Source organism: Blastococcus jejuensis (assembly GCF_039534705.1).
Taxonomy (GTDB): Bacteria; Actinomycetota; Actinomycetes; order Mycobacteriales; family Geodermatophilaceae; genus Blastococcus_B; species Blastococcus_B jejuensis.
In genome coordinates this window covers 593,561-620,133 of sequence record NZ_BAAAVV010000001.1, presented here as the reverse complement: position 1 = coordinate 620,133, position 26,573 = coordinate 593,561, and the positions used below count along the sequence as shown (strand labels likewise).

Below are 26,573 nucleotides of genomic sequence, written 5' to 3'. Positions count from 1 at the left end.
GCGCGACCGATCCGGTCTCCGCGTCCACCCGGTGGAAGCCGATTCGGCGAGGTCGGTGGCCGGACCTAGGCTCGCGGCATGGCCTACGAAGTGCAGGGCGTCGTCGCCCGCAGCAAGGGAGCCCCGGTCAGCATCGAGACGATCCTCGTCCCCGATCCGGGTCCGGGTGAGGCCGTCGTCGACGTGCAGGCGTGCGGGGTCTGCCACACCGACCTGCACTACCGCGAGGGGGGCATCAACGACGACTTCCCGTTCCTGCTCGGCCACGAGGCCGCCGGGGTGGTGTCCGCGATCGGGGACGGCGTCACGAACGTGGCCGTCGGCGACTACGTGGTCCTCAACTGGCGGGCCGTCTGCGGGCAGTGCCGCGCCTGCCGCAAGGGCAAGCCCTGGTACTGCTTCAGCACGCACAACGCGGCGCAGAAGATGACGCTGGCCGACGGCACGGAGCTCTCGCCGGCGCTGGGCATCGGCGCGTTCGTGGAGAAGACCCTCGTGCACTCCGGTCAGTGCACGAAGGTCGACCCGGCGGCCCCGCCCACGGCGGCCGGGCTGCTCGGCTGCGGCGTCATGGCCGGCGCCGGCGCCGCCATGAACACCGGTGGCGTGGGCCGCGGCGATTCGGTGGCGGTGTTCGGCTGCGGTGGCGTCGGCGACGCCGCGATCGCCGGCTCGAAGCTGGCCGGGGCGACGACGATCATCGCCGTCGACATCGACGACCGGAAGCTCGAGTGGGCGCGCGGCTTCGGCGCGACGCACACGATCAACTCCAAGGACGCCGACCCGGTCCCGCGGATCAAGGAGATCACCGGCGGCTTCGGGGTCGACGTCGCGATCGACGCCGTCGGCCACCCGCACGTGTACGAGCAGACGTTCCGGGCCCGCGACCTCGCCGGCACCGTCGTCCTCGTCGGCGTCCCCAACCCGGCCATGAAGATCGAGCTGCCGCTGATCGACGTGTTCGGCCACGGCGGCGCGCTGAAGTCCTCCTGGTACGGCGACTGCCTGCCCAGCCGCGACTTCCCGATGCTGATCGACCTCTACCTGCAGGGCCGGTTCCCGCTCGACGACTTCGTCAGCGAGACGATCGGCCTCGAGGACGTCGAGCAGGCGTTCGAGAAGATGCACCGCAGCGAGGTGCTGCGCTCGGTGGTCGTGTTCTGATGCCGGCTCGCATCGATAAGGTCGTCGTCCCCGGGGTCTTCAGCCTCGACGGGCAGGACTTCGACGTCGAGAACAACGTCTGGCTCGTGGGCGACGACGACGAGGTGCTGGTGATCGACGCGCCGCACGACGCCGCCCCGATCGTCGACGCGATCGGCGGCCGGCGGGTGACGGCGATCGTGCTCACGCACGGGCACAACGACCACATCACGGCGGCGGTGGCGCTGCGGGAGGCCACCGGTGCGCCCCTCTGGTTCAACTCCGAGGACCGGATGCTGTGGGACATGCTCTACGAGCAGGCGCACCCGCACGTCGTGCCCGACCGGGCTCTGGCCGAGGGCGTGACGTTCGAGGTCGCCGGAACGACCCTGACGGCCCTGCACACCCCGGGCCACTCGCCCGGCAGCACCTGCCTCTACGCGCCCGACCTGGGCACGGTGTTCACCGGCGACACGCTGTTCTGCGGCGGGCCGGGCGCCACGGGCCGCTCGTTCAGCGACCACCCGACGATCGTCGCGTCGATCCGGGCGCGCCTGCTCACCCTGCCCGGCGACACCGTCGTGAAGACCGGCCACGGCGACGACACCACGATCGACGCGGAGCGGGCCACCGTGGGCTGACCGGGGTCACTCCCGAGGGGTGTCCCGGTGGGTGCGCTCGAGGCGCTGGCGGATCGCCGCGACGTTGAGCGCCAGGTCCTCGAGCGCCTCGACGGCGCGCGTCGCGAGCGCGAACGTGAGGTTCTCGCGCTGCTCCTCGGCGCTGGGCCCGCGGTCCTCCCGCGCGGAGCGCGTCGCCCGCGCCCACGGGTCCTCGTCGCGGTGGCTGGCGCCGGGGCTGTCGCGGGGCACGTCGCCGAAGAGCTCGCGCAGCATGCGTTGGGCCTGTGCGATGAACTCGCTGGGGTCGGGTCGGTCGCTGGGCATCGGGTTCTCCTCTCCAGCTCCCGTCAGCATGACGCACGGGCGGGCGGACGGCGCCCGCTGACGACAGTTCGCCCAGTGGCCACCTTCACCCCACCGGCACCGACGAACCGCGCCCGCGCCGGTACGCTCGACGAGTGCCTCGCGGTGACGGACGGCTGACGCACGACCTCGACCCCCACTCTCCCGGACCCCAGGACGCCTGCGGCGTCTTCGGCGTCTGGGCGCCGGGGGAGGAGGTCTCGAAGCTGACCTATTTCGGCCTGTACGCCCTGCAGCACCGAGGGCAGGAGGCGGCCGGGATCGCGGTGTCCGACGGCGCCTCGGTCGTCGTCTACAAGGACCTCGGGCTGGTCAGCCAGGTCTTCGACGAGGCCACCCTCGGCAGCCTGCGCGGGCACCTCGCGGTCGGGCACACGCGGTACTCCACGACCGGCGCCTCCACCTGGGAGAACGCGCAGCCGACGTTCCGCACCACCGAGGCCGGCACCGGCCTGGCCCTGTGCCACAACGGCAACCTGGTGAACACCGCGGAGCTGGCGAGCAAGGCCGCCGACGACGGCGTACCCGGGGCCTTCGTCGCCACCAACGACTCCGACCTGATCACCGCCCTGATCGCCGCGCGCCCCGATCTCTCGGTCGAGGCCGCCGCGATGGAGGTGCTGCCCCAGCTGCGCGGTGCGTTCAGCCTCACCTTCATGGACGAGGACACCCTCTACGCCGCGCGCGACCCGCAGGGCGTCCGACCGCTCGTGCTGGGCCGGCTCGAGCGCGGCTGGGTGGTCGCCAGCGAGACCGCGGCCCTCGACATCGTCGGCGCCTCCGTGGTGCGCGAGGTCGAGCCCGGCGAGCTCATCGCGATCGACGAGAACGGCCTGCGCAGCCAGCACTTCGCCGTGGCCGATCCGAAGGGCTGCGTCTTCGAGTACGTCTACCTGGCGCGGCCCGACACCACGATCTCCGGCCGCAGCGTGCACGCCGCGCGCGTCGAGATCGGCCGCCGGCTGGCCAAGGAGCACCCCGCCGACGCCGACCTGGTCATCCCGGTCCCCGAGTCGGGCACCCCGGCCGCCGTCGGGTACGCCGAGGCCAGCGGCATCCCCTACGGGCTGGGCCTGGTCAAGAACTCCTACGTGGGCCGCACGTTCATCCAGCCCAGCCAGACGATCCGGCAGCTGGGCATCCGGTTGAAGCTCAACCCGCTGCGTGACGTCATCCGCGGGAAGCGGCTGGTGGTCGTCGACGACTCGATCGTGCGCGGCAACACCCAGCGCGCGCTGATCCGGATGCTGCGGGAGGCCGGCGCGGTCGAGGTGCACGTGCGCATCTCCTCGCCGCCGGTGAAGTGGCCGTGCTTCTACGGCATCGACTTCGCCAGTCGCGCCGAGCTGGTGGCCAACGGCCTGGACATCGACGGTGTGCGCGCCTCGATCAACGCCGACTCGCTGGGCTACGTGTCCGAGCAGGGCCTGATCGCGGCCACCGAGCAGCCGCCCAACCGGCTGTGCAGCGCCTGCTTCACCGGCCAGTACCCGATCCCGCTGGGGGAGTCGGAGGTGCTGGGCAAGCACGTGCTCGAGGTGGCCGGCCGCGCGGTGAGCGGCTGGACCGGGCAGCAGGCGGGCAGCGCCACGGTGCCGGGTGGCGCCGAGGACGCGCTCAGTCGCCCGTGAGCGTCGAGCGCCCCGTGAGCAGCGAGTTCACCTACGCGGCCTCCGGCGTCGACATCGACGCCGGGGAGCGCGCCGTCACGCTGATGAAGGCCGCGGTCGAGAAGACCAACCGGCCCGAGGTCGTGGGCGGCCTCGGCGGCTTCGCCGGCCTGTTCGCCCTCGACGTCGGCAAGTACCGGCGCCCGCTGCTGGCGTCCTCGACCGACGGCGTGGGCACGAAGATCGCCCTGGCCCGGCAGCTGGACCGGCACGACACGGTCGGCATCGACCTGGTCGCGATGGTCGTCGACGACCTCGTCGCCTGCGGGGCCGAGCCGCTGTTCCTCCAGGACTACGTGGCCTGCGGGAAGGTCGTCCCCGAGCGGATCGCGGCGATCGTCACCGGGATCGCCGCCGGCTGCACGCAGGCCGGCGCCGCGCTGGTCGGCGGCGAGACCGCCGAGCACGGCGACCTGATGGACGCCGACGAGTACGACCTGGCCGCCACCGCGGTCGGGGTCGTGGAGGCCGACGCCGTCCTCGGCCCCGAGCGGGTACGGCCGGGCGACGCCGTCGTCGCCATGGCGTCCTCGGGCTTCCACTCCAACGGCTACTCGCTGGTCCGCCGGGTCGTCTCGGCCGCCGGGCTCGACCTCACCGCCACCCCGGTGGGGCTGGACCGGCCGCTGGGCGACGAGCTGCTCGAACCCACGCGGATCTACGCGAAGGCCTGCCTGGCCCTGGTCGAGACGCTCGGCGTCGACGCGGTGCACGCCTACGCGCACATCACCGGCGGCGGCCTGGCCGGCAACACCGCCCGCGTGGTGCCCGGGGGCCTCGAGGCGGTGCTCGACCGCACGACCTGGGCACTGCCGCCCGCCGTCCGGTTGATGGAGGAGCACGGGGTGCCGCGGGAGGAGTCGGAGCGGGCGTTCAACTGCGGGGTCGGCATGGTCGCCGCCGTCGCTCCCGACGCCGCCGACGCCGCGGTGCGGCAGCTCACCGCCGCCGGGATCCCGTCGTGGGTCGCCGGCGAGGTGCGGACGACGGACGGCGACGGCGCATCAGCCCGCCTGGAGAACACCTACCGCTGAAGACCCAGCTTTCGGTACAGAAAGCTGAAGTCCCCCGCGCAGCTTTCGGTACAGAAAGCTGGCGGGAGGCGCGCACGACGAACACCGCAGCACCCGGGGGTGCTGCGGTGTCGGTGGATCAGAGCGTGCGGATCAGCGAGGGCTGGCTGCCCAATCGTCGTCCGCGTCGTCGTCCGCCCAGCGGTCGGCGTACTCGTCGTCCTCGTCGTCGTCATCGGTCGCCCGCGCGGGCGCGGAGTACGACGACGACGACCCGGCCAGCTCGCGCTGGAGCGCGGTGAGGTCGGTGTTGGGTGAGCTGTACTTGAGCTCACGGGCCACGCGTGTCTGCTTGGCCTTCGCTCGGCCGCGCCCCATCGGCTCGACCCCCTCGTTACGGAGTGCGGTGGCCCAGCCAGCGGCTGAGCGGCCCGCGTGGCGACCCCGACTGAGTGACTATGTCTCGGACAACCTTACGACACGGATCGGCGCGGAGCACACGTCCCTCCCCCCGCGGTCCGGGCGACACCCGCGAGGGTGATCGATTGTTCAGCGGGGCAGCCGGATGGTGGCCAGTCGACCCACCGAGCGCACCCGCTCCTCGGCCAGCCGGTCGGCCGCCTCGGCCGGCGCGATGCCCGCCCGGTCGGCCTCCTGGAAGACCCGCAGGGCGACGTCGAAGATGCCGCTGGCCTTGGCCTGGGCGCGCTCGAACGAGAACCCGTGCCGCTCGTCCTCGACCTGGATGACGCCCCCGGCGTTGACCAGGTAGTCGGGTGCGTAGAGGATCCCGCGCTCGATCAGCTGCCGGGCCACCTCGGGCGTGGCGAGCTGGTTGTTCGCGCCGCCGCAGACGATGCGCGCCGGGAGCACTGCGACGGTCTCCCGGTCGAGCGCGCCGCCGAGCGCGCAGGGCGCGTAGACGTCGTGCGCGGTGCGCACCAGCGCCGCGGTGTCGGCGACCGCCCGGACGCCGGGGTGGCGGGCCTGGAGGCGCTCGACCGCGGCCGGGTCGACGTCGGTGACGACGACGTCGGCGCCGTCCTCGACCAGGTGCCCGACCAGCCACGAGCCGACCTTGCCCACGCCGGCGACGGCGACCGTCCGGCCGGCCAGCGACGGCGAGCCCCAGCAGTGCTGGGCGGCGGCGCGCATGCCCTGGAAGACGCCGTACGCGGTCAGCACCGAGGAGTCCCCGCACCCGCCGTAGGCCTCGGACCGGCCGTGCGCGAAGCGGGTCTCGCGGGCCACGACGTCGAGGTCGGCGTTGTAGGTGCCGACGTCGCAGGCGGTCAGGTACCGGCCGCCCAGCGCCTCGACGAACCGGCCGTAGGCGCGCAGCAGCGGTTCGGTCTTGTCGGTGCGCGGGTCGCCGATGATCACGGCCTTGCCACCGCCGAGGTCGAGCCCGGCCAAGCTGTTCTTGTAGGTCATCCCCCGGGCCAGGGCCAGGACGTCGGCGAGCGCGGCCGCCTCGCTGGCGTAGGGGTAGAACCGGGTGCCGCCGAGCGCCGGGCCGAGCGCCGTCGAGTGGATCGCGATGATGGCGCGGAGCCCCGATTCCGGGTCGCTGCAGAAGACGACCTGCTCGTGACCTGACCCCAGTACGTCCACGCCGCCAGCCTAGGACGACGGCCGGGCACGCCTGGAACGGCCCGGCCAGGCATGATCTCCGGTCGGGGACCGGACACCGGCGCCGGGGCCCGCACGACCACGGGAGGACCGACATGGCCGCACGCACGCGACTGCTGGCGCTCGCCGCTGCAGGCACCCTGCTGCTCTCGGCCTGCTCCTCCGGCGACGACGAGGACTCGGGCGGGGGCGAGGGAGGGAGCAGCGGCGACCTGTCCTTCGCCGTCATCACGCACGGCTCGGCCGGCGACGCGTTCTGGGACGTCGTGCAGAACGGGGCCGAGGCGGCCGGGGACGACCTCGGCGTCGAGGTCGACTACCAGAGCGACGGCGACCCGCAGCGCCAGGCGCAGCTCATCGACGCGGCGGTCAACCAGGACGTCGACGGCATCGTGGTCTCGATGGCCAACCCCGACGCCCTGCAGGACTCGATCGAGGCGGCCGTCGAGGCCGGCGTCCCGGTCGTGACCATCAACTCCGGCGGCGACCGGTCGGTCGAGTTCGGCGCCATCGGGCACGTCGGCCAGGACGAGACGATCGCCGGCGTCGGCGCCGGCCGCCAGCTGGCCGGCGACGGCGCGAGCAGCGTCCTCTGCGTGATCCACGAGGCGGGCAACATCGGCCTGGAGCAGCGGTGCGACGGCGCGTCCGAGGGGCTGGGCACCGATGTCACCCCGCTGCAGGTCGACATCAACGACCTGCAGGCGGCCCAGTCGACGATCACCTCCGAGCTCCAGCGCGACCCGGACATCGACGCCGTGCTGACGCTGAACTCCGCCGTCGCCGCCGTCGCGGTCGCCGCCACGGCCGATGCGGGGTCCGAGGCGCAGATCGCCACGTTCGACCTCAACGCCGATGTCATCAGCGGCATCCAGGGCGGCGACATCAGCTTCGCCGTCGACCAGCAGCAGTTCGAGCAGGGCTACCTGCCGATCGTGATGCTCAAGCTGTACGCCGAGAACCTCAACACCGTCGGCGGCGGTCAGCCCGTCCTGACCGGCCCCGGCATCGTCGACGCCGACAACGTCGACGAGATCGCCGATCTCGCCTCGGCGGGCACCCGCTGAGCACGCCCGGGACGGAGACCGCCGAGCCCGCGGCGGGCGCCGCGACCGGCAGGGCGGCCGACGAGCGGCTGACCGCGAGCGGCCCGCTGCGCAAGCTCCTGGTGACGCCGGAGCTCGGCGCGCTGGTCGGCGCGGTGGTGATCTTCACGTTCTTCGCCGTCCAGTCGCCGCAGTTCCGGTCGGCCCGCGGGATCGCCAACTGGCTGGACCCGGCCTCGACGCTCGGCATCATGGCCGTCGCCGTGGCCCTGCTGATGATCGGCGGCCACTTCGACCTCTCGGCCGGCGTGCTGACCGGGACGACGGCGCTGACGGTGGGCATCGTCGCGGTCGAGTTCGAGCAGCACATCTGGCTGGCGATCGCCGTCGCCCTGGTGGTGGCGCTCGCGGTCGGCTTCCTCAACGGATGGCTGGTCACCCGCACCGGCCTGCCCAGCTTCATCATCACGCTGGGCACGTTCCTGATGCTCCAGGGCCTCAACCTGGGCCTCACCAAGTTCTTCACCGGCACGGTCACCGCCGGGGGCATCGCGTCGGCCTCCGGGTACGGCGGCGCCGAGGCGGTGTTCGCGTCGCGGATCAGCATCGGCGGGGCGGAGGTGCGCATCGCCGTCCTGTGGTGGGTGCTGTTCACCGCCGTCGCCGCCTGGGTGCTGCTGCGCACCCGCTTCGGGAACTGGGTGTTCGCCACCGGCGGCGACGCGGTCGCGGCGCGCAACGTCGGGGTCCCGGCCCGCCGCACGACGATCACCCTGTTCCTGACGACGGCGACGGCGGCCTGGTTCGTCGGCACGACGCTGGCCGTGCGGCTGACCTCGGTGCAGGCCAACGCCGGCATCGGCCAGGAGCTGACCTACATCGTCGCGGCCGTCATCGGCGGCTGCCTGCTCACCGGCGGCTTCGGCTCGGCGGTGGGCGCGTCGCTCGGGGCGCTCATCTTCGGCATGACGCAGCTCGGCATCGTGTACCTGGGCTGGGACGCCGACTGGTTCGCCTTCTTCCTCGGCTCGATGCTGCTGCTGGCCGTGCTCGCCAACCGGCTGGTCCGGCGCTACGCCGAGGCGGCGCCCCGATGACGGCCGGGGACGGCGCCCCGCTCCTGGAGCTGCGCGACGTCGGCAAGAACTTCGGCACGGTGATCGCGCTGGACGGCATCAGCACCACGGTGCGCGCCGGCGAGGTCACCTGCGTGCTCGGCGACAACGGCGCCGGGAAGTCCACGCTGATCAAGATCCTCGCCGGGGTGCACCGGCCGGACCGGGGGGAGATGCTGCTCGACGGCCGGCCGGTCAGCTTCGGGGCACCCCGCGAGGCGCTCGACGCCGGCATCGCGACGGTCTACCAGGACCTCGCGATGATCCCGCTGATGGCCATCTGGCGGAACTTCTTCCTCGGCTCGGAGCCGACCCGCGGCTGGGGCCCCTTCCGCCGGTTCGACGCGGCCTCCGCGCGTGCCGAGACCCGGCGGGCCCTGGCGGAGATGGGCATCGACATCCGCGACCCCGACCAGCCCGTGGGCACGCTGTCCGGCGGTGAGCGCCAGTCGGTCGCGATCGCCCGCGCCCTGCACTTCGGCGCCCGCGTCCTGATCCTCGACGAGCCGACGTCGGCGCTCGGCGTCACCCAGGCCGGCGTCGTGCTGCGGGACATCACCCGGGCCCGGGATCGCGGGGTCGGCGTCGTCCTGATCACGCACAACCCGCATCACGCCCACCCGGTCGGCGACCGGTTCCTGATCCTGAACCGGGGTCGCAGCCTCGGCAGCTACGCGAAGGGCGAGGTCACCCGCGAGGAGCTGACCCACCTCATGGCCGGTGGCCGCGAGCTGGACCAGCTGACCCGGCAGCTGGAACGCCCCGCCGGCTGACCGGAAGCGCACCGCTCAAGCTCTGCCGCGCAGGTGACGATTCGTTATCTGCGGCCCTCCCGCGTCACGGTACCGATACAGCGTGGCGAGTGTGCCGCGTGTTGCCGCTGTGACTGCTGGTGACACTGCGACGCTTCCGCAGGTCGTACCGCCCCACCCTCTTCCCCAGGGAGCACGTCATGTCGCAGCGCCGTCCTTCCGGACCGGCGACCTCGCGCCCCGGCTCGCGCCGGACCTCCGCAGGCCGTCCCGGCCGTTCGTTGCGGACCGTGCTGGTGACGGGGCTGACCGCCGTGCTGGCGGGGACGGTGCTCGTCGGCGCCGCGGTGCCGGCCGTCGCCGCCCCGCGCAATCCCACCGACACCGAGATCGCCGGGGCCCAGAGCGAGCAGGACGCGGCCGCGGCCGAGGTCGGTCGCATCGCCGCGCTCGTGGCGGGGGCCGAGGCCGAGCTCGAGCGCGTCGGCGTGCAGGCCGAGGCGGCCGGCACGGCCTACCTCGCCGCCGAGGAGGCGCTGCTCGCGGCGCAGGAGGCCGCCGAGCGGACCGCCGCCGAGCTCCAGGCCGCCGCGGACGCCGTCGCCGCCTCGCTGGCCCGCATCGCCACGTTCTCCCGCGACAGCTACATGAACGGCAGCAACCTCAGCGAGTCCGCCGCCCTGCTCGATTCCGACGGGCCGGGCGAGCTGATCCAGCGGGCCGCGCTGCTGGACTACGTCGCCGACAACCAGATCGACGTCCTCGGCCAGCTCGAGGTGGCCCGGGTGCACCAGGCCAACGCCGACTCCGCCGCCCGCAAGGCCCGCGACGAGATGGCCGCAGCCGAGGAATCGGCCCGGGAGGCCAAGGCGGCGGCCGACGCCCAGCTCGCCGCTCAGCAGAGCGCGTACGAGCAGGTGGCCGCGCAGAAGGCCGATCTGGACCAGCAGCTGCAGGCGGCGCAGATCCACCTCCTGGAGCTGCAGGGGGCCCGCAACGCCTACCAGCAGTGGGTCGCCGAGCAGGAGGCCGCGGCAGCGGCCGCGCGGGCCGAGGCCGAGCGGGCCGCGCGGGAGGCCGCCGAGGCCGCCGCGGCGGCCGCCGGGCGGGACAACGCTGCCGGTGGCGGCACCAGCGGCACGCCCCCGTCGAACGCCAACTACGTCTTCCCGACGTCGGGCTACATCAGCAGCTGCTACGGCTGGCGCTGGGGTGCCCTGCACGGCGGCGTCGACATCGCCGCCCCGGTCGGGACGCCGATCTACGCGGTGACCTCCGGGATCGTCGCCCGCAACGGCTTCGCCAACGGGTTCGGCCTGGCCCTCTACATCCGTGGCGACGACGGCGCCGTCACGGTGTACGGGCACGTGAACCGCGAGTTCGTCCGCGCCGGCCAGCGGGTGCACGCCGGCCAGCTGATCGCCGAGGTGGGCAACCGCGGCAACTCCACCGGCCCGCACCTGCACTTCGAGGTGCACCCGAGCGGGGCGCTGCACGGCGGGCAGGTCAACCCGATGCCGTGGCTGCGGGCCCGCGGTGTCGCCGTCGGCGGCTGCTGACCGGTAGCCGAGAACCGCTGTCGACCGGGGCTGTCGGCCCCCACGGACGAGCTGCGGCCCGCCACCTCGGGGATGGGTGGCGGGCCGCAGCTGCCGTGTCAGCTGGTCGGGGACGCGGTCTCGGCCGCCTCGTCGTCGGAGAGGCCGCACTCGGTGGTCAGGTAGGACTGGACGTTGGTGAACGCCGCGCCGTACTGCGTCTGGATCGCGGCCACGTCCTGCTGCCACTGCGCCGAGGCCGCCTGGTCGGTGAAGTCGACGCCCGCGGAGACGGTCGCGATCTCGTTCACGCCCTGGGCGAACTGCGCCCAGTCGGCGGCGAGCTCGGCCGGGGGCTCCAGGGCCTCGATCTCCTGGGCCACCTGGGCGAACAGGTCACCGAAGCTGGACGGGTCCGACTCGCCCAGGAAGCTCGCGGTGATCCGCTCCTGGATGGCGGCGGCCGACGTGCAGAACTCCGAGTCGGCCTGGGGAGCGGTGTTCTCGGTGGTCTCGGTGGCGCTCGAGCTCGAGGAGCTCGACGTCGACTCGGAGGCGGTGGTGTCGTCGCCGGAACCGCCGCAGGCGGTGAGCAGGACGACGGCTGCGGCGGCAGCGAGTCCGCTGCGGCAGAGGATGAGGGTTCGGCGCATGGTCGTGCAGGCTAGCCGCCCGCTGCGCAGCCGGGCGCGGACGCGGCTACCGTGCCGGGCGTGGACGTCCCGGCCGACCCGCGCGCATCATGGGCACTGCCGCCCCCGGGCACGATGGACCCCGTCGTCGACCTCGAGCCGCTGGTCACCCGGGTTCTCGCGCCCAATCCCTCGAGCATGACCCTCGACGGCACCAACACCTACGTGGTCGGCGCGCCGGGCAGCGGCCAGGCGGTGCTGGTCGACCCGGGTCCCGACGACCCCGCGCACCTGGCCGCCGTCGAGCGGGTGCTCGCCGGCCGGGACGCGCGCTGCGTGGCCGTGCTGGTGACCCACCACCACGGGGACCACGCCGAGGCGGCCCTGCCGTGGGGGGAGCGGTTCGGCGCGCAGGTCGCCGCCGCGTCGGCCGTCGTCGCCGGTCCGCGGGGGCGGGTGCTGGAGGCCGGCGACCGGCTCGGGCTGGCCGGCACGACGATCGGCGTCGTCCCCACGCCGGGGCACACCGGGGACCACCTGGCCTTCCGGGTGGAGTCCGGCGCCGTCCTCGTCGGTGACCACGTGCTCGGCCGGGGCACGTCGGTGGTCACCCACCCCGAGGGCGACGTGGTCGCCTACCTGGAGTCGCTGCGGCGGGTGCTGGACCTGGGGCCCAGCGCCCTCTACTGCGGCCACGGCCCAGAGCTCACCGAGAACCCGGCCGCGGTGCTCGAGTACTACCTCGCCCACCGGGCCTACCGGGAGCACCAGCTGCTCGCCGGCCTCGCCAACGGGCCGCGGACGGTGGCCGAGCTGGTCGCCGCCATCTACGCCGAGGTGCCGCGCGCCCTGTGGCCGGCGGCCACGCAGTCGACCCGCGCCACGCTGGCCAAGCTGCACGCCGAGGGCCGGGTCGAGTGGTGGGGCACCGACGAGGACGACCCAGACCGGGTGCGCCTGGCGTGATCGCGCCGATCACCGCGGCCGACAGCGAACGGGACCAGCGGCGGGCCGCCGCGGCCCTGGGCGCTGTCGGGCTGCGGGCGGGGGACCGGCTCGTGCTGTCGGCGGTCGCGTCGCCCGAGCTGGTCGCGGTCGTCCTGGGCGCGCTGCGCACCGGGATCGTCCCGGTCGTCCTCGACCCGGGCCTGCCCGGCGCCGAGCGGGCCGCGCTCGTCGAGGACGCCGACCCGGGCCTGGACGTCGGCGGCGATCCGGGCCGGCTGCTCGGCGACCGCGAGGCCGATCTCGCCGACGTCCCGCTGGCCCGCCCGATGCACTACACGTCGGGCACCACCGGGCGGCGGAAGGGCGTGTGGTCCGGTGTGCTGGCCGAGGACGACGCCCGCGCCCTGGCCGCCGAGGAGATCGACCTCTGGGGCTTCGGACCGCACGACCGGCACCTGGTGCTCTCGCCGCTGCACCACAGCGCGCCGCTGCGGTTCGCGGTGCACACCCTGCTGGCCGGGGGCGAGGTGCTGCTGCCCGGCCCGTTCGACGCGGGCCGCGCGGCGGAGGTCATCAGCACCCAGCGGCCGACCACGACCTTCTGCGTGCCCACGCACCTGCAGCGCCTGCTCGCGCACGGGAACGTCGACTGGTCCTCCTTCCGCCGGCTGGTGCACGCCGGGGCGCCCTGTCCCGAGCCGCTCAAGCGGGCGGTCCTCGCCGCCCTGCCCGACGGCAGCGTCTGGGAGTTCTACGGCTCCACCGAGGCCCAGTTCACCGTCTGCTCCCCCGACGACTGGCTGGCCCACCCGGGCAGCGTCGGCCGCGCCCGCCCCGGGCGGCGGCTGGACGCCGACGAGGGTGGCCAGCTGTGGTGCGCGGTGCCGCGCTGGGCCCGCTTCGAGTACTGGCGGGCGCCGGAGAAGACGGCGGCGGCCTGGCGCGGGGACCGGGTGACTGTCGGCGACCTCGGCCGGGTCGACGACGACGGCACCGTGTGGCTCGACGGCCGGCGCGAGGACCTGGTGATCTCCGGCGGCGTCAACGTCTACCCCGCCGAGGTGGAGGCGGTGCTCGACGCCCACCCCGACGTCGTGGAGAGCGCCGTGTTCGGCCTGCCCGACGAGGAGTGGGGGCAGCGGGTGGTCGCCGCCTACGTCGGGACGGCGGACCCGGACGAGCTGGCCCGCTGGGCGCGGGAGCGGCTCTCGCCGGCCAAACGACCCAAGCGCCTGCACCGGCTCGGCGAGCTGCCGCGCACCTCCACGGGCAAGGTGCGCCGGCTGGACCTCCCCGACGTCCTCGGGGCCGCCGGTGGGTGAACCCTGGGACGTCGTCGTCGTGGGGGCCGGCACCGCCGGCTGCCCGCTGGCCGCCCGCCTCGCCGACGCCGGGCGGCGCGTCCTGCTGCTCGAGGCCGGCGCCGACCACGTCGCCCCCGCCGACTTCCCGGCCGTGCTGCGGGACCCGGCCCGCATGGCCGCCGCGGTCGCGGGCTCCCCGGCCGCGTGGCACCTCGACGCGGAGCTCACCGGCGAGCGCACGGTGCCGGTGCACCGCGGCCGCGTCGTGGGTGGCTCCAGCGCGCTCAACGCGGCGGTGTTCCTCCGGGGCACCCCCGCGGACTTCGACGGCTGGGCGGCGGCCGGTAACGACCTGTGGTCCTACGACCGCGTGCTCCCGGCCTTCCGCCGGCTGGAGAACGACCACGATTTCGGCACCGCGGACGTCGGCGGTGTGGCGGTGCACGGCGCCGAGGGCCCGGTCCCGGTGCGGCGGTTCCCCACCGCCCACCCGGTCGCCGAGGCGTTCGCGGCCGCCGCGGCCGAGCTGGGCTTCCCCGAGGAGCCCGACAAGAACGCCGGGGGCCCGCCGGGCGCCGGGCCCGTGCCGCTGACCGTGGCCGGCGGCGTGCGGGTGAACACGGCGATGGCCTACCTGTCGCCGCGCCGCGGGTCGCCGCAGCTGACCGTGCGCGGCGGCGTCGAGGTGCGGCGGGTGCTGATCGAGGGTGGCCGCGCCGTGGGCGTGGAGACCACCGCCGGCCCCGTGCGGGCAGGGGAGGTCGTGCTCAGCGCCGGCGCCGTGGGCTCGGCGCACCTGCTGCTGCTCTCCGGGATCGGCCCGGCCGGCGGGCTGCGCGCCGCGGGCATCGACGTCGTCGTCGATGCGCCCGGCGTGGGCGCGGAGTTCACCGACCACCCGCACGTGTACGTCGGCTGGCGGCCGTCCCGGCCGGTCCCCGACGGCGACCTGCCCCTGTCCGGGGTGCTGCACCTGCCCGAGCTCGAGGTGCTGCCCTGGCTGACGCCGTTCTCGCGGCTCACCGATGCCGGTGCCGGCGACGACCTCGTCGTCGGAGTCGGCCTGCAGCGCGAGGAGAGCCGCGGACTGCTCACCCTCCGCGCCGGCGACCCGACGGCGTCGCCACGGCTGCGGTACCGCTACCTCGCCACGCCCGCGGACCGACGGCGGATGCGCGACGGCGTGCGCCTGGCCGCCGAACTGCTGCGCACGCGGGCCTTCGCCGCGCTCGGGGCGGCGCGCAGCGGCCTCCCCGGCGACGTGCTCGCCGACGACCGCGCGCTCGACGGCTGGATCCGGGCCCGGCTGGCCACCGCGGTGCACCTGTCCGGCACGGCCCGGATGGGGCCCGACGGCGACCCCGGCGCGGTCGTGGACCAGGAGCTGCGCGTGCGGGGCGTCGAGGGGCTGCGCGTCGTCGACACGTCGGTGCTGCCCGAGGCGCCGTCCCGCGGAGCCGCGGCCACCGCGGTGATGGTGGGGGAGCGCGCGGCCGAGCTGATGCTCAGTTCAGGGCCTGTTCCCCCGGTGGCTGGGGGGCCGGCGGGGGGGCCGGCTGCGGGGCGGGCTGCTGGGTGGGCGGGGACGGGGCCGGCCGCGGCGGAGGGGGCGGACGCGGGTCGGTGAGGCGCAGGCCGGCCGGCGGGAAGTCGACCGGCGCCTGCGCCGAGAGGATCGGCAGCATCGCGTCGCGCCAGATCGGGGCGGCCCCGCGGCCGCCGTACGCGCCGACGTCCTGGTTCTGCTTGGGGTTGAGCACCATGACGCTGGCCGCGTACTGGGGGGTGTAGCCGACGAAGGCGACCGAGTACCGGTCCTGGCTCGTGCCCGTCTTGCCCGCGATCTGGTGGCCCCGGATCGCGGCCCGGGTGCCGGTGCCGATCGGCAGCGCGGTGTCGCCGACCAGGATCTGGTTGAGCGTCGTCGCGACCGCCGCCGGGACCGCCTCCGGGGTGCAGTGGAAACCGGTGTCGATCACGGCACCGTCGGCGCCGGTGAGCGGTTGGCCGAACCGGTCGAGGATCTCGACGACCGGCGTCGGGTCGCACTGCGTGCCGTTCGCCCCGAGGGTCGAGTACGCGCTGGCCAGGGCCAGCGGGCTGGTCGCCTCGGCACCGAGGGTGAAGGAGCCCCGGTTCTCCGCCACGACCTGGTCGGCGACGGGGTCCAGGGAGAACAGGCCCATCCGCTGGGCCATCCGGACCGGCCCCTCGACGCTGCCCAGCTGGTCCTCGAGGGCGACGAAGTAGGTGTTGGAGGAGCGGATCAGGGCCTCGACCATGGTCAGCGTCGCCGGGTAGCGCCCGGCGTTCTGGACGACGTAGGGCGCGAAGCCGTTCTTGTACACCCGGGAGACGTAGGGGTCGCTCGTCGTGATCCGGTTCCAGGCCGGGATGCCCCGCTCCAGCGCCGACGCCGCGACGAAGACCTTGTAGGTCGACCCGGCCCCCTGGCTGGCGGCGACGTTGAGGTTCACCGACTCCTGCGCGGGGTCGGCGGCGTCGTAGCCGAACCGGCGGTTGACGCTCATCGCCAGCACGCGGCCGCTGCCCGGTTCGACGGCCGTGAACATCCCGGCCAGCGGGTCGCCCATGGCCAGGTGGTTGAGCACCGCCTGGTCTCCGCTGGCCTGCAGGTCGGGGCGCATCGTCGTCCGGATGACCAGGCCGCCGTCCTCGAGCGTCTGCTGGCTGATGCCCAGCGTCTGGGTGAGGTAGCGCTGCAGGTAGTCGCAGAAGAACCCGCCGAGGACGGCGTCGACGCAGCCGTTGGGCGGTTGCGGGCTCGGGACGACGGCGACCGGCTGCGGGGAGAGCTCGGCGAACTCCGCCGGGGTGACGTGCCCGAGCTGGACCATCCGGGAGAGCACCTGGTTGCGCCGCTCGCGGGCCCGCTCGGGGTCGTTGATCGGGTTGTCGGAGGTGGGCGTCTGGACGAGCCCGGCCAGGACCGCCGCCTGGGGCAGCGTGAGGTCGGCGGCGTCGACGCTGAAGTACGTGCGCGCCGCGGCCTGGATCCCGTAGGCGCCCTCGCCGAAGTACACGAGGTTCAGGTACCGGGTGAGGATCTCGTCCTTGGAGTAGTTCTCCTCGAGCGCCAGCGCGAGGCGGGCCTCCTTCAGCTTGCGGCGCACGCTGTCCTCGGTGGCCGCCGCCCGCTCCTCGGGGGTCGTCGCGGTCTGCAGCAGTGTCTGCTTGACCAGCTGCTGGGTGATCGTCGACCCGCCCTCGAGCACCGTGCCCGCGCGCAGGTTGCGCAGCAGGGCGCGCACGGTGCCCTCCACGTCGAGGCCGTGGTGCTCGTAGAAGCGGGAGTCCTCGATGTCGACCAGCGCCTGCTTCATCACCGGGGAGATGCGGTCGGCGGTGACCGGCACCCGGTTGTTCCGGTAGAAGTAGGTGATCACCGAATCGTCGGCCGCCAGGACGACCGAGTTCCCGGCGAGCGTCGCGTCGGCGCCCTCGAGCGGCGTGAGCAGGTTCACCGACGAGCGCGCGGCGAGCCCCGGTCCGGCGAGCCACGGCAGCAGGAGGCCGGCGACGAGGGCCCCGGCGAGGGGGACGGCCACGAACATGAGCGTGGCGGCCGCCCGCAGCCGGGGATGCCTTCGCCTGGCCATCGACCACCTCGCCCCCCGGCGGCGCCGCTCCGGGGAGCGGTCGTCGCCGACCTGCGCGCCGCTCCCTTCCCCCCGCGGACGGCGCCCGTCGAGGATCACGCGCGACGACGCTCCGTCAGCCCGACCCGCGCACGGGCCGGGACACGGTGCGGTCACGGCCGCCGCGCCGCGCGCGATCAGTGCGCGATCGCATGCGCAGGGTGACTGCGGGGGAGAGAACCGGACTGTCCCGGCGGCGCGAGCAGCGCAGCCGCCGGGACGCCGGGGCTCAGGGGGTCAGCGGACCGCGGGGATCTCGTTGGTGCCGGTGGTCGACATCGGTGACCAGGCATCGGGATGCGGACGACCGGTGTCGGCGACCCAGGTGGAGGTGCGCCCGCTGTCGGACCGACCCCGCGTCGCGGTCGGCCGGGCGCTGAGGCTGACGATCACCGCGAGCAGCACCAGCAGGCCGACGAGGACACCGCCGATGACCAGGAGCGTCGAGACCATGGACAGAACGTAAGCGGGCGGACCGGTCCGTGTCACCGAGTTGGCCGGGCAGATCTCACCGAAGATGATCGCCCGGTTGCGCAGACTTCGCCGCTTGACGGGTGCCGGCCGGAAGTACCTCTCGGCAGGACCTGCCCGGGGCGCTCACCGTACCGGGAGGCGGTCGCCGTTCAGGTGGCGCCGGCGAGTGCCGCCAGTCCCTCCTCGAGCGCCGTCCACGGGCCCGCGGCGGCGCCCGCCGCGCGCTCGCGCCGGTCGTCCTGCTCGCCGAGGGCCGCCCGGACCATCTCGTCGAGCTGGGCGGCCAGCGAGCGGAGCATCGGCCACACCGTCACGCCGAGCTCGGCCCGGGCGGCCTCGGCGGCCCCGGCCAGGCGCCCGGCCAGGTGCGGGTCGCCGGAGGCGAGACACAGCGCGGCCAGCCCGTCGAGGCAGTAGGCCAGTCCCTCCTGGTCGCGGACCTCCCGGTGCAGCCGGGCGGACTCCACCAGCCGCTCCCGGGCGCTCGGCACGTCGCCCGACAGCAGGGCGTCGAGGGCGAGCTGGTCGAGCAGGGTGGCGGTGAGGTGCTCGTCGGCGATCGAGCGCACCAGGGCCAGGGCCTCCTCGTGCGCGCGGACCGCGGCCGGCACGTCGCCGGCCAGCAGCGCGACGTCGCCCAGGGGCACCAGCGCGTAGGCGATCGACCAGGCGTCACCGCTGCGCCGCAGCGCCGCCACCCCGTCGGCGAGCAGCCCCGCCAGCTGGGGGTCCTCGGGCGGGCGGGTCATCGCGAGGCCGACCAGGCCGTGACCCAGCAGCCACGGTTCGTCCCGCTCCCGGGCGTCGGCGACCAGGTCGACGAAGAGGGGCGCCGCCTCGGCGGGCTGCCCCTGAGCGATGCGGGTGGCCCCGCGCGCCCAGCGGAGCAGCCCCGCGGCGCCAGGATCGAGCCGGGCCGCGGACGGCAGCCGCGCCGTCGCCTCGGCCATCTCGCCCATGGGCACGACCTCGCCGCGCGACCACCACCAGCGGGCCAGCGGTGCGGCGAGGTCCACCGCGAGGTCCGCGCGGTCGTCCTCGACGGCCCAGCGCAGGGCGGCCTGCAGGTCGGTGGCCTCGGCGTCCAGCCGGGCCCGCCACAGCCGGTGCTCGGGCCCGTTGAGCCCGATCCCGGCGGCCGCGCTCACCGACGCCAGGTGCCGGGCCAGCCGCTCGCGGGTGGCCCGCTCCTCGCCCCGCTCGCGCAGGCGTTCCGCGGCGAACGAGCGGACCAGTTCCAGCATCCGGAACCGGGGCTGGCCCTCGCCGGCGTCCGTGGAGGCCACGAGGCTGTGGCCGACGAGGGTGGACAGCGCCTCGAGCACGTCGAGGTCGCCGTCGACGGCGCCGATCGCCTCGGCGGTGTCGAGGGTGCAGCCCCCGGCGCAGACCGACAGCCGGGCCAGCAGGGCGCGCTCGGGCGCGGCGAGCAGGTCGTGGCTCCACGCGATGGTGTCGCGCAGGGTCCGCTGCCGGTCGGGGGCGTCGACGTCGCCGGCGAGGTCCAGCGCGCGGTCGAGCCGGCTCAGCAGCACCGACGGCGGCAGCGTCCGCACCCGCGCCGCCACCAGCTCCAGGGCGAGGGGCAGCCCCTCGAGCCGCCGCACGACCTCCGCCAGCGCCGCGGCGCTGTCCTCGGTCACCGCGAACGCGGGGTCGGCCCGCTGTGCCCGGGAGGTGAACAGCTGGACGGCGGCCGACGCGGCCACCGGCGCGGCTCGACGTTCCCCGGGCTCGGGCAGCGCCAGCGGCCCGAGCGGCACGTCGTGCTCCCCGCGCAGCCGCAGCAGGCTCCGGCTGGTCACCAGCAGCTGGGTGGCCGGGCAGCGGGAGAGCAGCGAGCCCACGCCGGGCACGGCGGCCAGCACGTGCTCGGCGTTGTCCAGGACGAGCAGCACCCGCCGCCCGGCCAGCCGGTCGGCCACCAGGTCGAGCAGGGGGCGGTGCCCCTCGGCGGGCACCCCCACGGCCGCGGCGACGGCGGCGGGGACGTCGTCCGGGTCCCGCAGGGCCGCCAGGTCCACCCACCAGACGGCGTCCCGGTCGGCGACCAGCGTCTCGGCCGCGGCGAGCGCCAGGCGCGTCTTGCCGATCCCGCCCGGTCCCGACAGGGTCACCAGCCGCACGGTCGGGTCGCCCAGCAGCCGCGTCACCAGGGCCAGCTCCGTGTGGCGGTCGACCAGCGGTGCGTCCGGCGTGGGCAACCAGCCGGCGGCCAGCCCGGGCGGCGCGGCCGGGGCGGCGGCGAAGCGCTCGGTGAGCAGGACCGCGAGGTCGTCGGCCACCAGGTCGGCGAGCTGCTCGGGGGAGTCGTACGGCGTCGTCGAGGCCCCGCTCTCGGCCTGCATCCGGCCGATCAGCTCGGTCAGCCGCGGTTCGCGGTCGGCGGCGGCCCGCCGGACGTAGAGCAGCCGCGGCAGCTCGCGCGAGAGCTCGTACTCGTCCTCCAGCCCGGAGATCGCCATGCCGGGCGCGACCCAGCCGTAGCGGTCGCCGTAGATGCCGACGAACACGTCGCTCTGGTCGAGGTAGGCCCGGTAGAGGTCGCGGGGCGGATGGGTCCGCGCGCCCAGCTCGAACAGGACCGGGGTCAGCCGGAGTCCCGCGATGACGTCCCGGACGGCGCGTCGCTCCGCGGCGAGCTCCTCCAGCGTCGAGGAGACGAAGACGCGCAGACGCTGGTCGTGCGTGGGGATGGCGGGCCGCACGCCGGGCCGCGGGGCTGCTCCTGGCACCGAGCCTCCTGCCACCGGGTACGGGCGCGGAGTCTAGGGACCCCGGGCGGGGCCGGAAAGGCGGTGACAGCGCGCGGTGCCCGGTGGTTCCATGGCTCCGCGCACGATCGCGTCACGGGGGCCGACGAGCACGGAGGACTCCCGTGACCGCTGCCTCGACCACCGTCGCGGCGCCCGTCCGCCGCACCCTGCCCGTGATGCGCGGGTTGCTGATGGTCTTCGCCGCGCTGACCGCCCTGGCCGTCGGCGCGCTCTTCGTGCTGGCCGACAACACCAGCGAGACGTTCGCGTGGACGATCCAGCCGCCGATCACCGCGGCCTTCCTCGGCGCCGGCTACGCCGCGGGGTTCGTGCTCGTCGCGCTGTCCCTGCGGGACCCGGTCTGGGCGCACAACCGGGTGCCGGTGCTGACCATCTTCGTCTTCGTCGTCCTCACGCTGGTCGCGACGCTGGTGCACGTCAACAAGATGCACTTCGACGACGACTTCGGCGGGCTGTCGTTCCTGGCGAAGGCGGCGGCCTGGTTCTGGCTGGCGGTGTACGTGTTCGTGCCGGTCGCGATGCTGGTCGCGCTGTTCCGGCAGGAGCGGGCCCCGGGCGACGACCCCGCGCCGGAGCACCCCGTGCCCGGGGCGCTGCGGCTGGCGCTGGGCGTGGAGTCGGCGGTGCTGCTGGTCGTCGGTGCGCTGCTGTTCGTGGCTCCGGACACGGCGACCAGGCTGTGGCCCTGGCAGCTCACGCCGTTCACCGGCCGGGTCGTGGCCGCGTGGCTGCTCGCGTTCGGGCTGGCGACGGCGCTGGCCGCCGTCGCCGGAGACCTGGAACGGCTGCGGACGGCGGCGATCGCGTACACGGTGTTCGGCGTCCTCGTCCTGGTCACGGTCGCCCGCTTCTCGGGCAGTCTCGACTGGGACGACCCGCCCACCTGGACGCTCCTGGCGGTGACCGGCGCGATGTCGGCCACGGGCGCGCTCGGCTGGCGGCTGGCTCCCGCGCCGGGGCGGATCCGTGTCTGACGAGCAGCGGGCGGCGCTGGTTGTCATGACCCGGGACGACGGCCTGCGGAGCTCGGTGTCCCGGGAACTGGACCGGCGCTACGGCCGCGACTACGTCGTCCTCGCCGTCGACGGCCCGGCGGCGGCCCGAGCACGTCTCGCCGAGCACGCGGGGCTGCCCGTCGCCGCACTGCTCGGCGGCTTCGGTGGCGCCGACGCCGACGGGCTGGTCTGCCTGCGCGAGCTGCACCAGGCCCACGGGGGTGCGCTCGCGGTCGCGCTGGTCCGCTGGGGCGCCTTCGAGACCGCCGGGCGGATCTTCGAGGCCGTCACGCTCGGTCAGCTCGACCGCTGGATCTACGCGCCGGAGTGGCAGGGGGACGAGGAGTTCCACCTGATGGTCGCCGAGACCCTCGAGGAGTGGTCGGCGCGGCAGGGTGGCGGCTTCGAGGCGGTCCGGGTGATCGGCGACCGCTGGTCGGAGCGGGCCCAGCACCTGCGCGACAGCTTCACGCGCAACCGGATCCCGCTCCGGTTCTACGAGGCCGATTCCGTCGAGGGGCGCTCCCTGCTCGCCGGACTCCGGCTCGAGCAGCCGAAGCTCCCCGTGGTGCAGTTGCGCTTCCGGCCGGGCAGCCCCGTCCTCGAGGACCCCAGCGACCTGGACATCGCCGAGCAGTTCGGCCTGTTCGAGTCGCTCGACCCGGACGCCGTCTACGACTGCGTCGTCGTCGGCTCGGGGCCGGCCGGGCTCGGGGCGACCGTCTACGCGGCCTCGGAGGGCCTGTCCACGCTGGCGGTGGAGCCGGAGGCGGTGGGTGGGCAGGCGGGTACCAGCTCGCTGATCCGCAACTACCCGGGGTTCCAGAACGGCATCAGCGGCAACCGGTTGACGTTCAGCGCCTTCATCCAGGCGTGGGGGTTCGGCGCCACCTACCGGTTCATGCGGGCGGCGGTCGGCCTGCGGACCGAGGGCGGGCTGCACCACCTCGCGCTGAGCGACGACACGACCGTGCGCGCCCGCGCGGTGATCATCGCGACCGGTGCCGCGTGGCGGCGGATCGGGGTGCCCCGACTGGAGGAGTTCACCGGCCGCGGGGTCTTCTACGGGGCAGCGGTCGCCGAGGCGCCGGCGATGGGCGGACGGCACGTCTTCGTCGTCGGTGGGGGCAACTCCGCGGGGCAGGCAGCGGTGTACCTCTCCCGGTACGCCGACCGGGTGACGGTGCTGATCCGCCGGCCGGATCTGACGACGACGATGTCGGACTACCTGATCCGGGAGCTCGAGGCGCTGCCGAACGTCGACATCCGGCCCCGGGTCCAGGTCGTCGGCGGCACCGGCGAGGACTTCCTGGAGTCCTTCACCCTGCGCGATCTCGACACCGGCGCGGAGTCGGTCGAGTCCGGCGTCCTGTTCGTGCTGATCGGTAGCGAGCCACGCACGGAATGGCTGGCGGGCACCCTGGCCTGCGACCGGTGGGGGTTCCTGCACACCGGCGCGGCCCTGTCCGACCCCGGGGTGGCGCCGGCCTGGCCGCTGGAGCGGCCGCCCGCGCTCCTCGAGACCAGCGTGCCGGGGGTCTTCGCGGCGGGCGACGTCCGGGCCGGGTCGGTGAAACGGGTCGCCTCGGCGGTGGGGGAGGGGGCGCTCGCCGTGACGCTGGTGCACGCCCACCTCGCCGCCGCGGGGGCCGCGACCCACTGACCACGCTGACTGCGCGGGGGCGCGCGGTCACCCGATGGAGTCGCGGACCGGTTGGTCCGGTGCGTCGCGGGGTAGGGCCAGCGTCGGCCTGCTCGAACCCCGGGCAGGCGGCGTCACCGAACGGAGCCCCACGACCGCGTGTCCCTCGCAGACCCCCCGATACCCGGGCCGCCCGCCGTCGGCGGACAGCCGATCCGGGTGGCGACCGTCCCCTTCAGCGACCCGTACGTCGACGCTGTGCTGCCGGCCGACGTCGTCCGGGTGGGCCCCGCGGGCGCACCCAGCCCCTGGCTGGACGACTGGCACCTCACCGCGCACGCGGTCGACGTCGACGTCGTCCACCTGCACACGGGCTTCGGTCACCTCGACGAGGCCGAGCTGGAGCACTGGACCGAGACGGTCCGCAAGCTCGGTGTTCCCCTCGTGGTGACCGTCCACCACCTGCGCGACCCGGCGCACCCCGATTCGGCTCGGCACGACGCCCACCTGGCGGCCGTGCTGGCCACCGCGGAGGTGGTGTTCGCGCTGACGCCGGGCGCGGCCGACGAGATCGCCGACCGCTTCGGCCGGACGGCGATCGTGGTCGCCTGCCCGTCGCTGGCGACCCCCGACCCGGAGCTGGGCTCCGAGCGGGGGCTGGTGGGCCTGCGGCTGGACCGGGTGTTGGCCGCCGTGCCCGACCCGGTCGGGCTGGTGCGTTCGGCGCTGTCGGGCGCGGTGTCCGGCGGCGGCCGGCTGCGGGTGCTGGCCGACGCGGGCGACGCTGCCGTGCCGCCCGGCGTCCAGGAGCTGGTGGACCGCGGCGACGTCGAGCTGGTGCGGTGCCGGCCGGGGGAGTGGCCGGCCCAGCTGCAGCAGCTGCACGTCGCGGTGCTGCCGGAACAGTGCGGCACGCACTCCCGGGACCTCGAGATCTGCCGGGACGTCGGCACGCGCGTGGTGGCCCCGCGGTGCGGGTGGTTCACCGAACAGTGGTCGGAGGTCGTCACCTACGGCACCGACGGCTCGTGCGGGCCCGATCCGGTGTCGCTGGCCGCGGCGGTGGCGGCGGCGCTGACCCGCCCGATGCCGCGGGCTGCCGACCGCGCGTGGCGGCAGGAGCAGGCCGCGGCCGTGGCGCGGGTGCACCGCGACGTCTACGCCCAGGTGGCCGCCGACCGCAGCTGGGCCTGAACCCAGCCCGGGGGCTCAGCCCGGGAGGAGGACAGTGCGCAGCTCGTGGCCGCCGTCGGCCCGGGTCGCCTCGTAGAACCAGCGCGCTCCGCCGCCGGGCAACCCCACCACGTCCGCGTAGCGCAGGCCGTGGGGCGGGTGCGGGCTCTGCAGGAGGGGCCCGTCGCCGACCGCGGTGAAGGAGCCGTCCGGCGTCCCGGTGGCCAGGCCCGTGCGCTCCTCGAAGTTCTCCTCCGCGGTCGCGCGGCCGTCGTACAGCGCCCAGGTGCGCGGGCCGTCGAGGACGACCGCGGCGAACCGGACGCCGCGGGCGTCCCACGCCCCCGGCGTGCCGGCCAGCGCCGTGCCCTGCCACGTCCAGGCGACGCCGTCGGGGCTGGTCGCGTGCTCGGTGGTCATGCGGTCGGTGGCGTCGGGATCGTCCAGGGGGTGGACCGAGGCCCACAGGTGCCAGCGGTCGCCGTCGTGCCGGATCACCGGGTCCTTCACCGCCGCCGTCGCGCTGCCGGGCAGGACGGTGCGCGGCGTGGCCGACGCGAGTCCCTCCACCGTGGCCGCCTCGAGCAGGTCGACGCGCCAGTGCTTCGTCCCGGGGGTGGCGCAGCTGACGTAGAGCCGCCACCGGCCGTCGGGAGTGCGCACCAGGGCCGGTCGTTCCAGCGACTCGGCGCCGAACCGGGCCTTGCCCAGCTCCACGACGGGCGTGAAGGCGACCCCGTCGGTTGACCGGGCGACGACGTTGGCGTGCCCGCGCCCCTCGCCGACCGGGAGACGCAGCCGGTAGGCCAGCCACCAGGTGCCGTCGTCCAGCAGCGCGGAGGGCCCCCCGACCCAGGCGCCGGGCCGGGCGTCCTCGGGTGCCAGGACCACGTCCGCCCCGGCCCAGAAGGGGCCCGGCTCGGGCGGGCTGAGCGGGGAGGGCATGTCGTCCACTATGACGGCCGCGGCGGGTCGTGGACGGACGAGGTGTGTTGTGGGCAGGGGCGGGGTCGAACCGCCGACCTCTCGCTTTTCAGGCGAGCGCTCGTACCGACTGAGCTACCTGCCCCTCCCGGTGTCTCCACCGGAGAGCGACCCTGACGGGACTCGAACCCGCGACCTCCGCCGTGACAGGGCGGCGCGCTAACCAACTGCGCTACAGGGCCTTGCTGGTGATGATGCGTGCTGGTGGTGCTGGTCGTGCGTGCCCCCAACGGGGTTCGAACCCGTGCTACCGCCTTGAAAGGGCGGCGTCCTGGACCGCTAGACGATGGGGGCTCGTGTTCGCCGGGGGCTTGAAAGACAATACATGCCCCGTCCGGAGGCCAGACACCGGCCCGCGGAGAGGGCCGAAGGTCCCGGCGGACACGGTGCCGTGGATCCTCACCCGGAGGCCTCCGGGGTGCCACTCTCCGTGCATGACCGCTCGTCACCGCCTCGTGCCCGCTGTCACTGCCGTCCTCGCCCTGTCCGCCGGACTGCTCGCCGGGTGCGGCGGGGACGGGGACGACGACGCGGGGGCCACGACGTCGTCGTCCACGTCCTCGTCGGCGGAGGAGACGTCGGCCCCGGCCACCACCGGGGGTGGCGACACCGACGGGGACGGCCACACCGACGCGCCGCCCTTCCCCGCGAACACCGAGCCCGACACCGAGACCCCGTCGACGGGCGCGCTGCTGTCGGTGACCGACCTGCGGATCGGGCACCACGACGGCTTCGACCGCGTCGTCCTCGAGATGGACGGCGCCGGGACCCCGGGCTGGGACGTCCAGTACGTGGACTCCGCCAGCTCGCAGGGCAGCGGGGAGGCGATCGACGTCGAGGGCTCGGCGATCCTGCGCATCGTGCTCACCGGCGTCGGCTACCCCGACGACACGGGCGTGGAGGAGTACTCCGGGCCCCGGCGGGTCTCCGTCGCGGAGACCGAGACGGTCACCGAACTGGTCTTCGACGGCACGTTCGAAGGTCAGACCGTCGCGTTCGTCGGTACGACGGCGGAGGTGCCGTTCCGGGTCTACCTGCTCGAGGACCCGGTCCGCGTGGTGCTCGAGGTGACCGAGGAGGACTGAGTCGT

At 74.8% G+C, this 26,573-nt stretch carries 22 protein-coding genes, 3 tRNA genes and 1 pseudogene; 15 read left to right on the top strand and 11 right to left on the bottom strand.

What is annotated here, in order from left to right; all coding sequences use genetic code 11:
* Window positions 1-78: 78 nt before the first annotated feature.
* The gene (locus ABD644_RS03000; RefSeq protein ID WP_344687007.1) at window positions 79-1,164 is read left to right on the top strand and encodes an S-(hydroxymethyl)mycothiol dehydrogenase; all 1,086 of its coding nucleotides are present in this window, start codon (window positions 79-81) and stop codon (window positions 1,162-1,164) included.
* On the top strand, window positions 1,164-1,784 hold the full coding sequence (locus ABD644_RS02995; protein ID WP_344687006.1) for an MBL fold metallo-hydrolase: 621 nt from the start codon (window positions 1,164-1,166) through the stop codon (window positions 1,782-1,784). The genes ABD644_RS03000 and ABD644_RS02995 overlap by 1 nt, the downstream gene beginning before the upstream one ends.
* Window positions 1,785-1,790: 6 nt before the next feature.
* Here ABD644_RS02995 and ABD644_RS02990 read toward each other — a convergent pair whose 3' ends face one another.
* Window positions 1,791-2,090 carry a hypothetical protein gene (locus ABD644_RS02990; protein WP_344687005.1) on the bottom strand — a complete coding sequence of 100 codons (300 nt, stop codon included), beginning with the start codon at window positions 2,088-2,090 and terminating at the stop codon, window positions 1,791-1,793.
* A gap of 134 nt (window positions 2,091-2,224) precedes the next feature.
* On the opposite strand from ABD644_RS02990, the gene purF reads away from it, so the two are divergent.
* Window positions 2,225-3,760 carry an amidophosphoribosyltransferase gene (gene purF / locus ABD644_RS02985; RefSeq protein ID WP_344687004.1) on the top strand — a complete coding sequence of 512 codons (1,536 nt, stop codon included), beginning with the start codon at window positions 2,225-2,227 and terminating at the stop codon, window positions 3,758-3,760.
* A gap of 14 nt (window positions 3,761-3,774) precedes the next feature.
* Window positions 3,775-4,833 (top strand): phosphoribosylformylglycinamidine cyclo-ligase, encoded by a 1,059-nt coding sequence (gene purM / locus ABD644_RS02980; protein ID WP_344687003.1) that lies wholly within the window; start codon window positions 3,775-3,777, stop codon window positions 4,831-4,833.
* Between the two features lie 132 nt (window positions 4,834-4,965).
* Here purM and ABD644_RS02975 read toward each other — a convergent pair whose 3' ends face one another.
* Both ABD644_RS02975 and ABD644_RS02970 read right to left on the bottom strand, forming a co-directional pair.
* Window positions 4,966-5,190 carry a DUF3073 domain-containing protein gene (locus ABD644_RS02975; RefSeq protein ID WP_344687002.1) on the bottom strand — a complete coding sequence of 75 codons (225 nt, stop codon included), beginning with the start codon at window positions 5,188-5,190 and terminating at the stop codon, window positions 4,966-4,968.
* Window positions 5,191-5,361: 171 nt separating this feature from the next.
* Complete coding sequence (locus tag ABD644_RS02970; RefSeq protein WP_344687001.1) at window positions 5,362-6,426, bottom strand: Glu/Leu/Phe/Val family dehydrogenase; 1,065 nt, start codon at window positions 6,424-6,426, stop codon at window positions 5,362-5,364.
* A 113-nt stretch (window positions 6,427-6,539) separates the two neighbouring features.
* On the opposite strand from ABD644_RS02970, the gene ABD644_RS02965 reads away from it, so the two are divergent.
* The 4 genes from ABD644_RS02965 (at window position 6,540) to ABD644_RS02950 (ending at window position 10,916) form a co-directional block, all read left to right on the top strand.
* Entirely contained in the window at window positions 6,540-7,511 is a 972-nt protein-coding gene (locus tag ABD644_RS02965) for a sugar ABC transporter substrate-binding protein (protein WP_344687000.1), read from the top strand.
* Between the two features lie 101 nt (window positions 7,512-7,612).
* Window positions 7,613-8,587: an ABC transporter permease gene (locus tag ABD644_RS02960; RefSeq protein WP_344686999.1), complete on the top strand. Its 975-nt coding sequence runs from the start codon at window positions 7,613-7,615 to the stop codon at window positions 8,585-8,587.
* On the top strand, window positions 8,584-9,378 hold the full coding sequence (locus ABD644_RS02955) for an ATP-binding cassette domain-containing protein (protein ID WP_344686998.1): 795 nt from the start codon (window positions 8,584-8,586) through the stop codon (window positions 9,376-9,378). Before ABD644_RS02960 ends, ABD644_RS02955 begins: the two co-directional genes overlap by 4 nt.
* Window positions 9,379-9,653: 275 nt before the next feature.
* Window positions 9,654-10,916 (top strand): peptidoglycan DD-metalloendopeptidase family protein, encoded by a 1,263-nt coding sequence (locus tag ABD644_RS02950; RefSeq protein ID WP_344686997.1) that lies wholly within the window; start codon window positions 9,654-9,656, stop codon window positions 10,914-10,916.
* A gap of 98 nt (window positions 10,917-11,014) precedes the next feature.
* On the opposite strand, the gene ABD644_RS02945 is transcribed toward ABD644_RS02950, so the two are convergent.
* On the bottom strand, window positions 11,015-11,548 hold the full coding sequence (locus ABD644_RS02945; RefSeq protein ID WP_344686996.1) for a hypothetical protein: 534 nt from the start codon (window positions 11,546-11,548) through the stop codon (window positions 11,015-11,017).
* Window positions 11,549-11,608: 60 nt separating this feature from the next.
* Between ABD644_RS02945 and ABD644_RS02940 the strand changes: the two genes are divergently transcribed.
* The 3 genes and pseudogenes from ABD644_RS02940 to mftG form a co-directional block, all read left to right on the top strand.
* Window positions 11,609-12,493, top strand: coding sequence for an MBL fold metallo-hydrolase (locus ABD644_RS02940; protein WP_344686995.1), 885 nt, complete (start codon window positions 11,609-11,611; stop codon window positions 12,491-12,493).
* Window positions 12,490-13,797 (top strand): class I adenylate-forming enzyme family protein, encoded by a 1,308-nt coding sequence (locus tag ABD644_RS02935; protein ID WP_344686994.1) that lies wholly within the window; start codon window positions 12,490-12,492, stop codon window positions 13,795-13,797. The genes ABD644_RS02940 and ABD644_RS02935 overlap by 4 nt, the downstream gene beginning before the upstream one ends.
* Window positions 13,790-15,223, top strand: a pseudogene (gene mftG / locus ABD644_RS02930) (mycofactocin dehydrogenase MftG); the annotation flags it as partial. The gene ABD644_RS02935 and the pseudogene mftG, both read left to right, overlap by 8 nt.
* A 61-nt stretch (window positions 15,224-15,284) precedes the next feature.
* On the opposite strand, the gene ABD644_RS02925 reads toward mftG, so the two are convergent.
* The 3 genes from ABD644_RS02925 to ABD644_RS02915 all read right to left on the bottom strand — a co-directional run bounded on the left by ABD644_RS02925 (window position 15,285) and on the right by ABD644_RS02915 (window position 20,647).
* Window positions 15,285-17,399: a transglycosylase domain-containing protein gene (locus ABD644_RS02925; RefSeq protein WP_344686992.1), complete on the bottom strand. Its 2,115-nt coding sequence runs from the start codon at window positions 17,397-17,399 to the stop codon at window positions 15,285-15,287.
* A gap of 276 nt (window positions 17,400-17,675) precedes the next feature.
* Window positions 17,676-17,891, bottom strand: coding sequence for a hypothetical protein (locus tag ABD644_RS02920; RefSeq protein WP_344686991.1), 216 nt, complete (start codon window positions 17,889-17,891; stop codon window positions 17,676-17,678).
* Window positions 17,892-18,061: 170 nt separating this feature from the next.
* Complete coding sequence (locus tag ABD644_RS02915) at window positions 18,062-20,647, bottom strand: ATP-binding protein (RefSeq protein WP_344686990.1); 2,586 nt, start codon at window positions 20,645-20,647, stop codon at window positions 18,062-18,064.
* Between the two features lie 143 nt (window positions 20,648-20,790).
* On the opposite strand from ABD644_RS02915, the gene ABD644_RS02910 reads away from it, so the two are divergent.
* The 3 genes from ABD644_RS02910 (at window position 20,791) to ABD644_RS02900 (ending at window position 24,520) form a co-directional block, all read left to right on the top strand.
* Window positions 20,791-21,663: a hypothetical protein gene (locus tag ABD644_RS02910; RefSeq protein WP_344686989.1), complete on the top strand. Its 873-nt coding sequence runs from the start codon at window positions 20,791-20,793 to the stop codon at window positions 21,661-21,663.
* On the top strand, window positions 21,656-23,347 hold the full coding sequence (locus ABD644_RS02905) for an NAD(P)/FAD-dependent oxidoreductase (RefSeq protein WP_344686988.1): 1,692 nt from the start codon (window positions 21,656-21,658) through the stop codon (window positions 23,345-23,347). The genes ABD644_RS02910 and ABD644_RS02905 overlap by 8 nt, the downstream gene beginning before the upstream one ends.
* A gap of 198 nt (window positions 23,348-23,545) precedes the next feature.
* Entirely contained in the window at window positions 23,546-24,520 is a 975-nt protein-coding gene (locus ABD644_RS02900) for a hypothetical protein (protein WP_344686986.1), read from the top strand.
* Window positions 24,521-24,535: 15 nt separating this feature from the next.
* Here the strand turns inward: ABD644_RS02900 and ABD644_RS02895 are convergent, their stop codons facing one another.
* The 4 genes from ABD644_RS02895 to ABD644_RS02880 form a co-directional block, all read right to left on the bottom strand.
* Window positions 24,536-25,444, bottom strand: coding sequence for a glycoside hydrolase family protein (locus ABD644_RS02895; protein ID WP_344686985.1), 909 nt, complete (start codon window positions 25,442-25,444; stop codon window positions 24,536-24,538).
* A gap of 50 nt (window positions 25,445-25,494) precedes the next feature.
* Window positions 25,495-25,568, bottom strand: a tRNA-Phe gene (locus ABD644_RS02890).
* Window positions 25,569-25,591: 23 nt separating this feature from the next.
* Window positions 25,592-25,665: transfer RNA gene (locus tag ABD644_RS02885), tRNA-Asp, on the bottom strand.
* 39 nt (window positions 25,666-25,704) lie between these two features.
* Window positions 25,705-25,777 (bottom strand) — tRNA-Glu (locus tag ABD644_RS02880).
* Between the two features lie 140 nt (window positions 25,778-25,917).
* Here ABD644_RS02880 and ABD644_RS02875 point away from each other — a divergent pair.
* Window positions 25,918-26,568 carry an AMIN-like domain-containing (lipo)protein gene (locus tag ABD644_RS02875; protein WP_344686984.1) on the top strand — a complete coding sequence of 217 codons (651 nt, stop codon included), beginning with the start codon at window positions 25,918-25,920 and terminating at the stop codon, window positions 26,566-26,568.
* The last annotated feature ends 5 nt before the right edge of the window (window positions 26,569-26,573 follow it).

Bases quoted from the DNA above. Each gene is read 5' to 3' on its own strand.
- ABD644_RS03000 (WP_344687007.1), top strand. From the start codon at position 79: ATGGCCTACGAAGTGCAGGGCGTCGTCGCCCGCAGCAAGGGAGCCCCG.
- ABD644_RS02995 (WP_344687006.1), top strand. From the start codon at position 1,164: ATGCCGGCTCGCATCGATAAGGTCGTCGTCCCCGGGGTCTTCAGCCTC.
- ABD644_RS02990 (WP_344687005.1), bottom strand. From the start codon at position 2,090: ATGCCCAGCGACCGACCCGACCCCAGCGAGTTCATCGCACAGGCCCAA.
- ABD644_RS02975 (WP_344687002.1), bottom strand. From the start codon at position 5,190: ATGGGGCGCGGCCGAGCGAAGGCCAAGCAGACACGCGTGGCCCGTGAG.
- ABD644_RS02965 (WP_344687000.1), top strand. From the start codon at position 6,540: ATGGCCGCACGCACGCGACTGCTGGCGCTCGCCGCTGCAGGCACCCTG.
- ABD644_RS02955 (WP_344686998.1), top strand. From the start codon at position 8,584: ATGACGGCCGGGGACGGCGCCCCGCTCCTGGAGCTGCGCGACGTCGGC.
- ABD644_RS02945 (WP_344686996.1), bottom strand. From the start codon at position 11,548: ATGCGCCGAACCCTCATCCTCTGCCGCAGCGGACTCGCTGCCGCCGCA.
- ABD644_RS02925 (WP_344686992.1), bottom strand. From the start codon at position 17,399: ATGGCCAGGCGAAGGCATCCCCGGCTGCGGGCGGCCGCCACGCTCATG.
- ABD644_RS02920 (WP_344686991.1), bottom strand. From the start codon at position 17,891: ATGGTCTCGACGCTCCTGGTCATCGGCGGTGTCCTCGTCGGCCTGCTG.
- ABD644_RS02895 (WP_344686985.1), bottom strand. From the start codon at position 25,444: ATGCCCTCCCCGCTCAGCCCGCCCGAGCCGGGCCCCTTCTGGGCCGGG.
- ABD644_RS02875 (WP_344686984.1), top strand. From the start codon at position 25,918: ATGACCGCTCGTCACCGCCTCGTGCCCGCTGTCACTGCCGTCCTCGCC.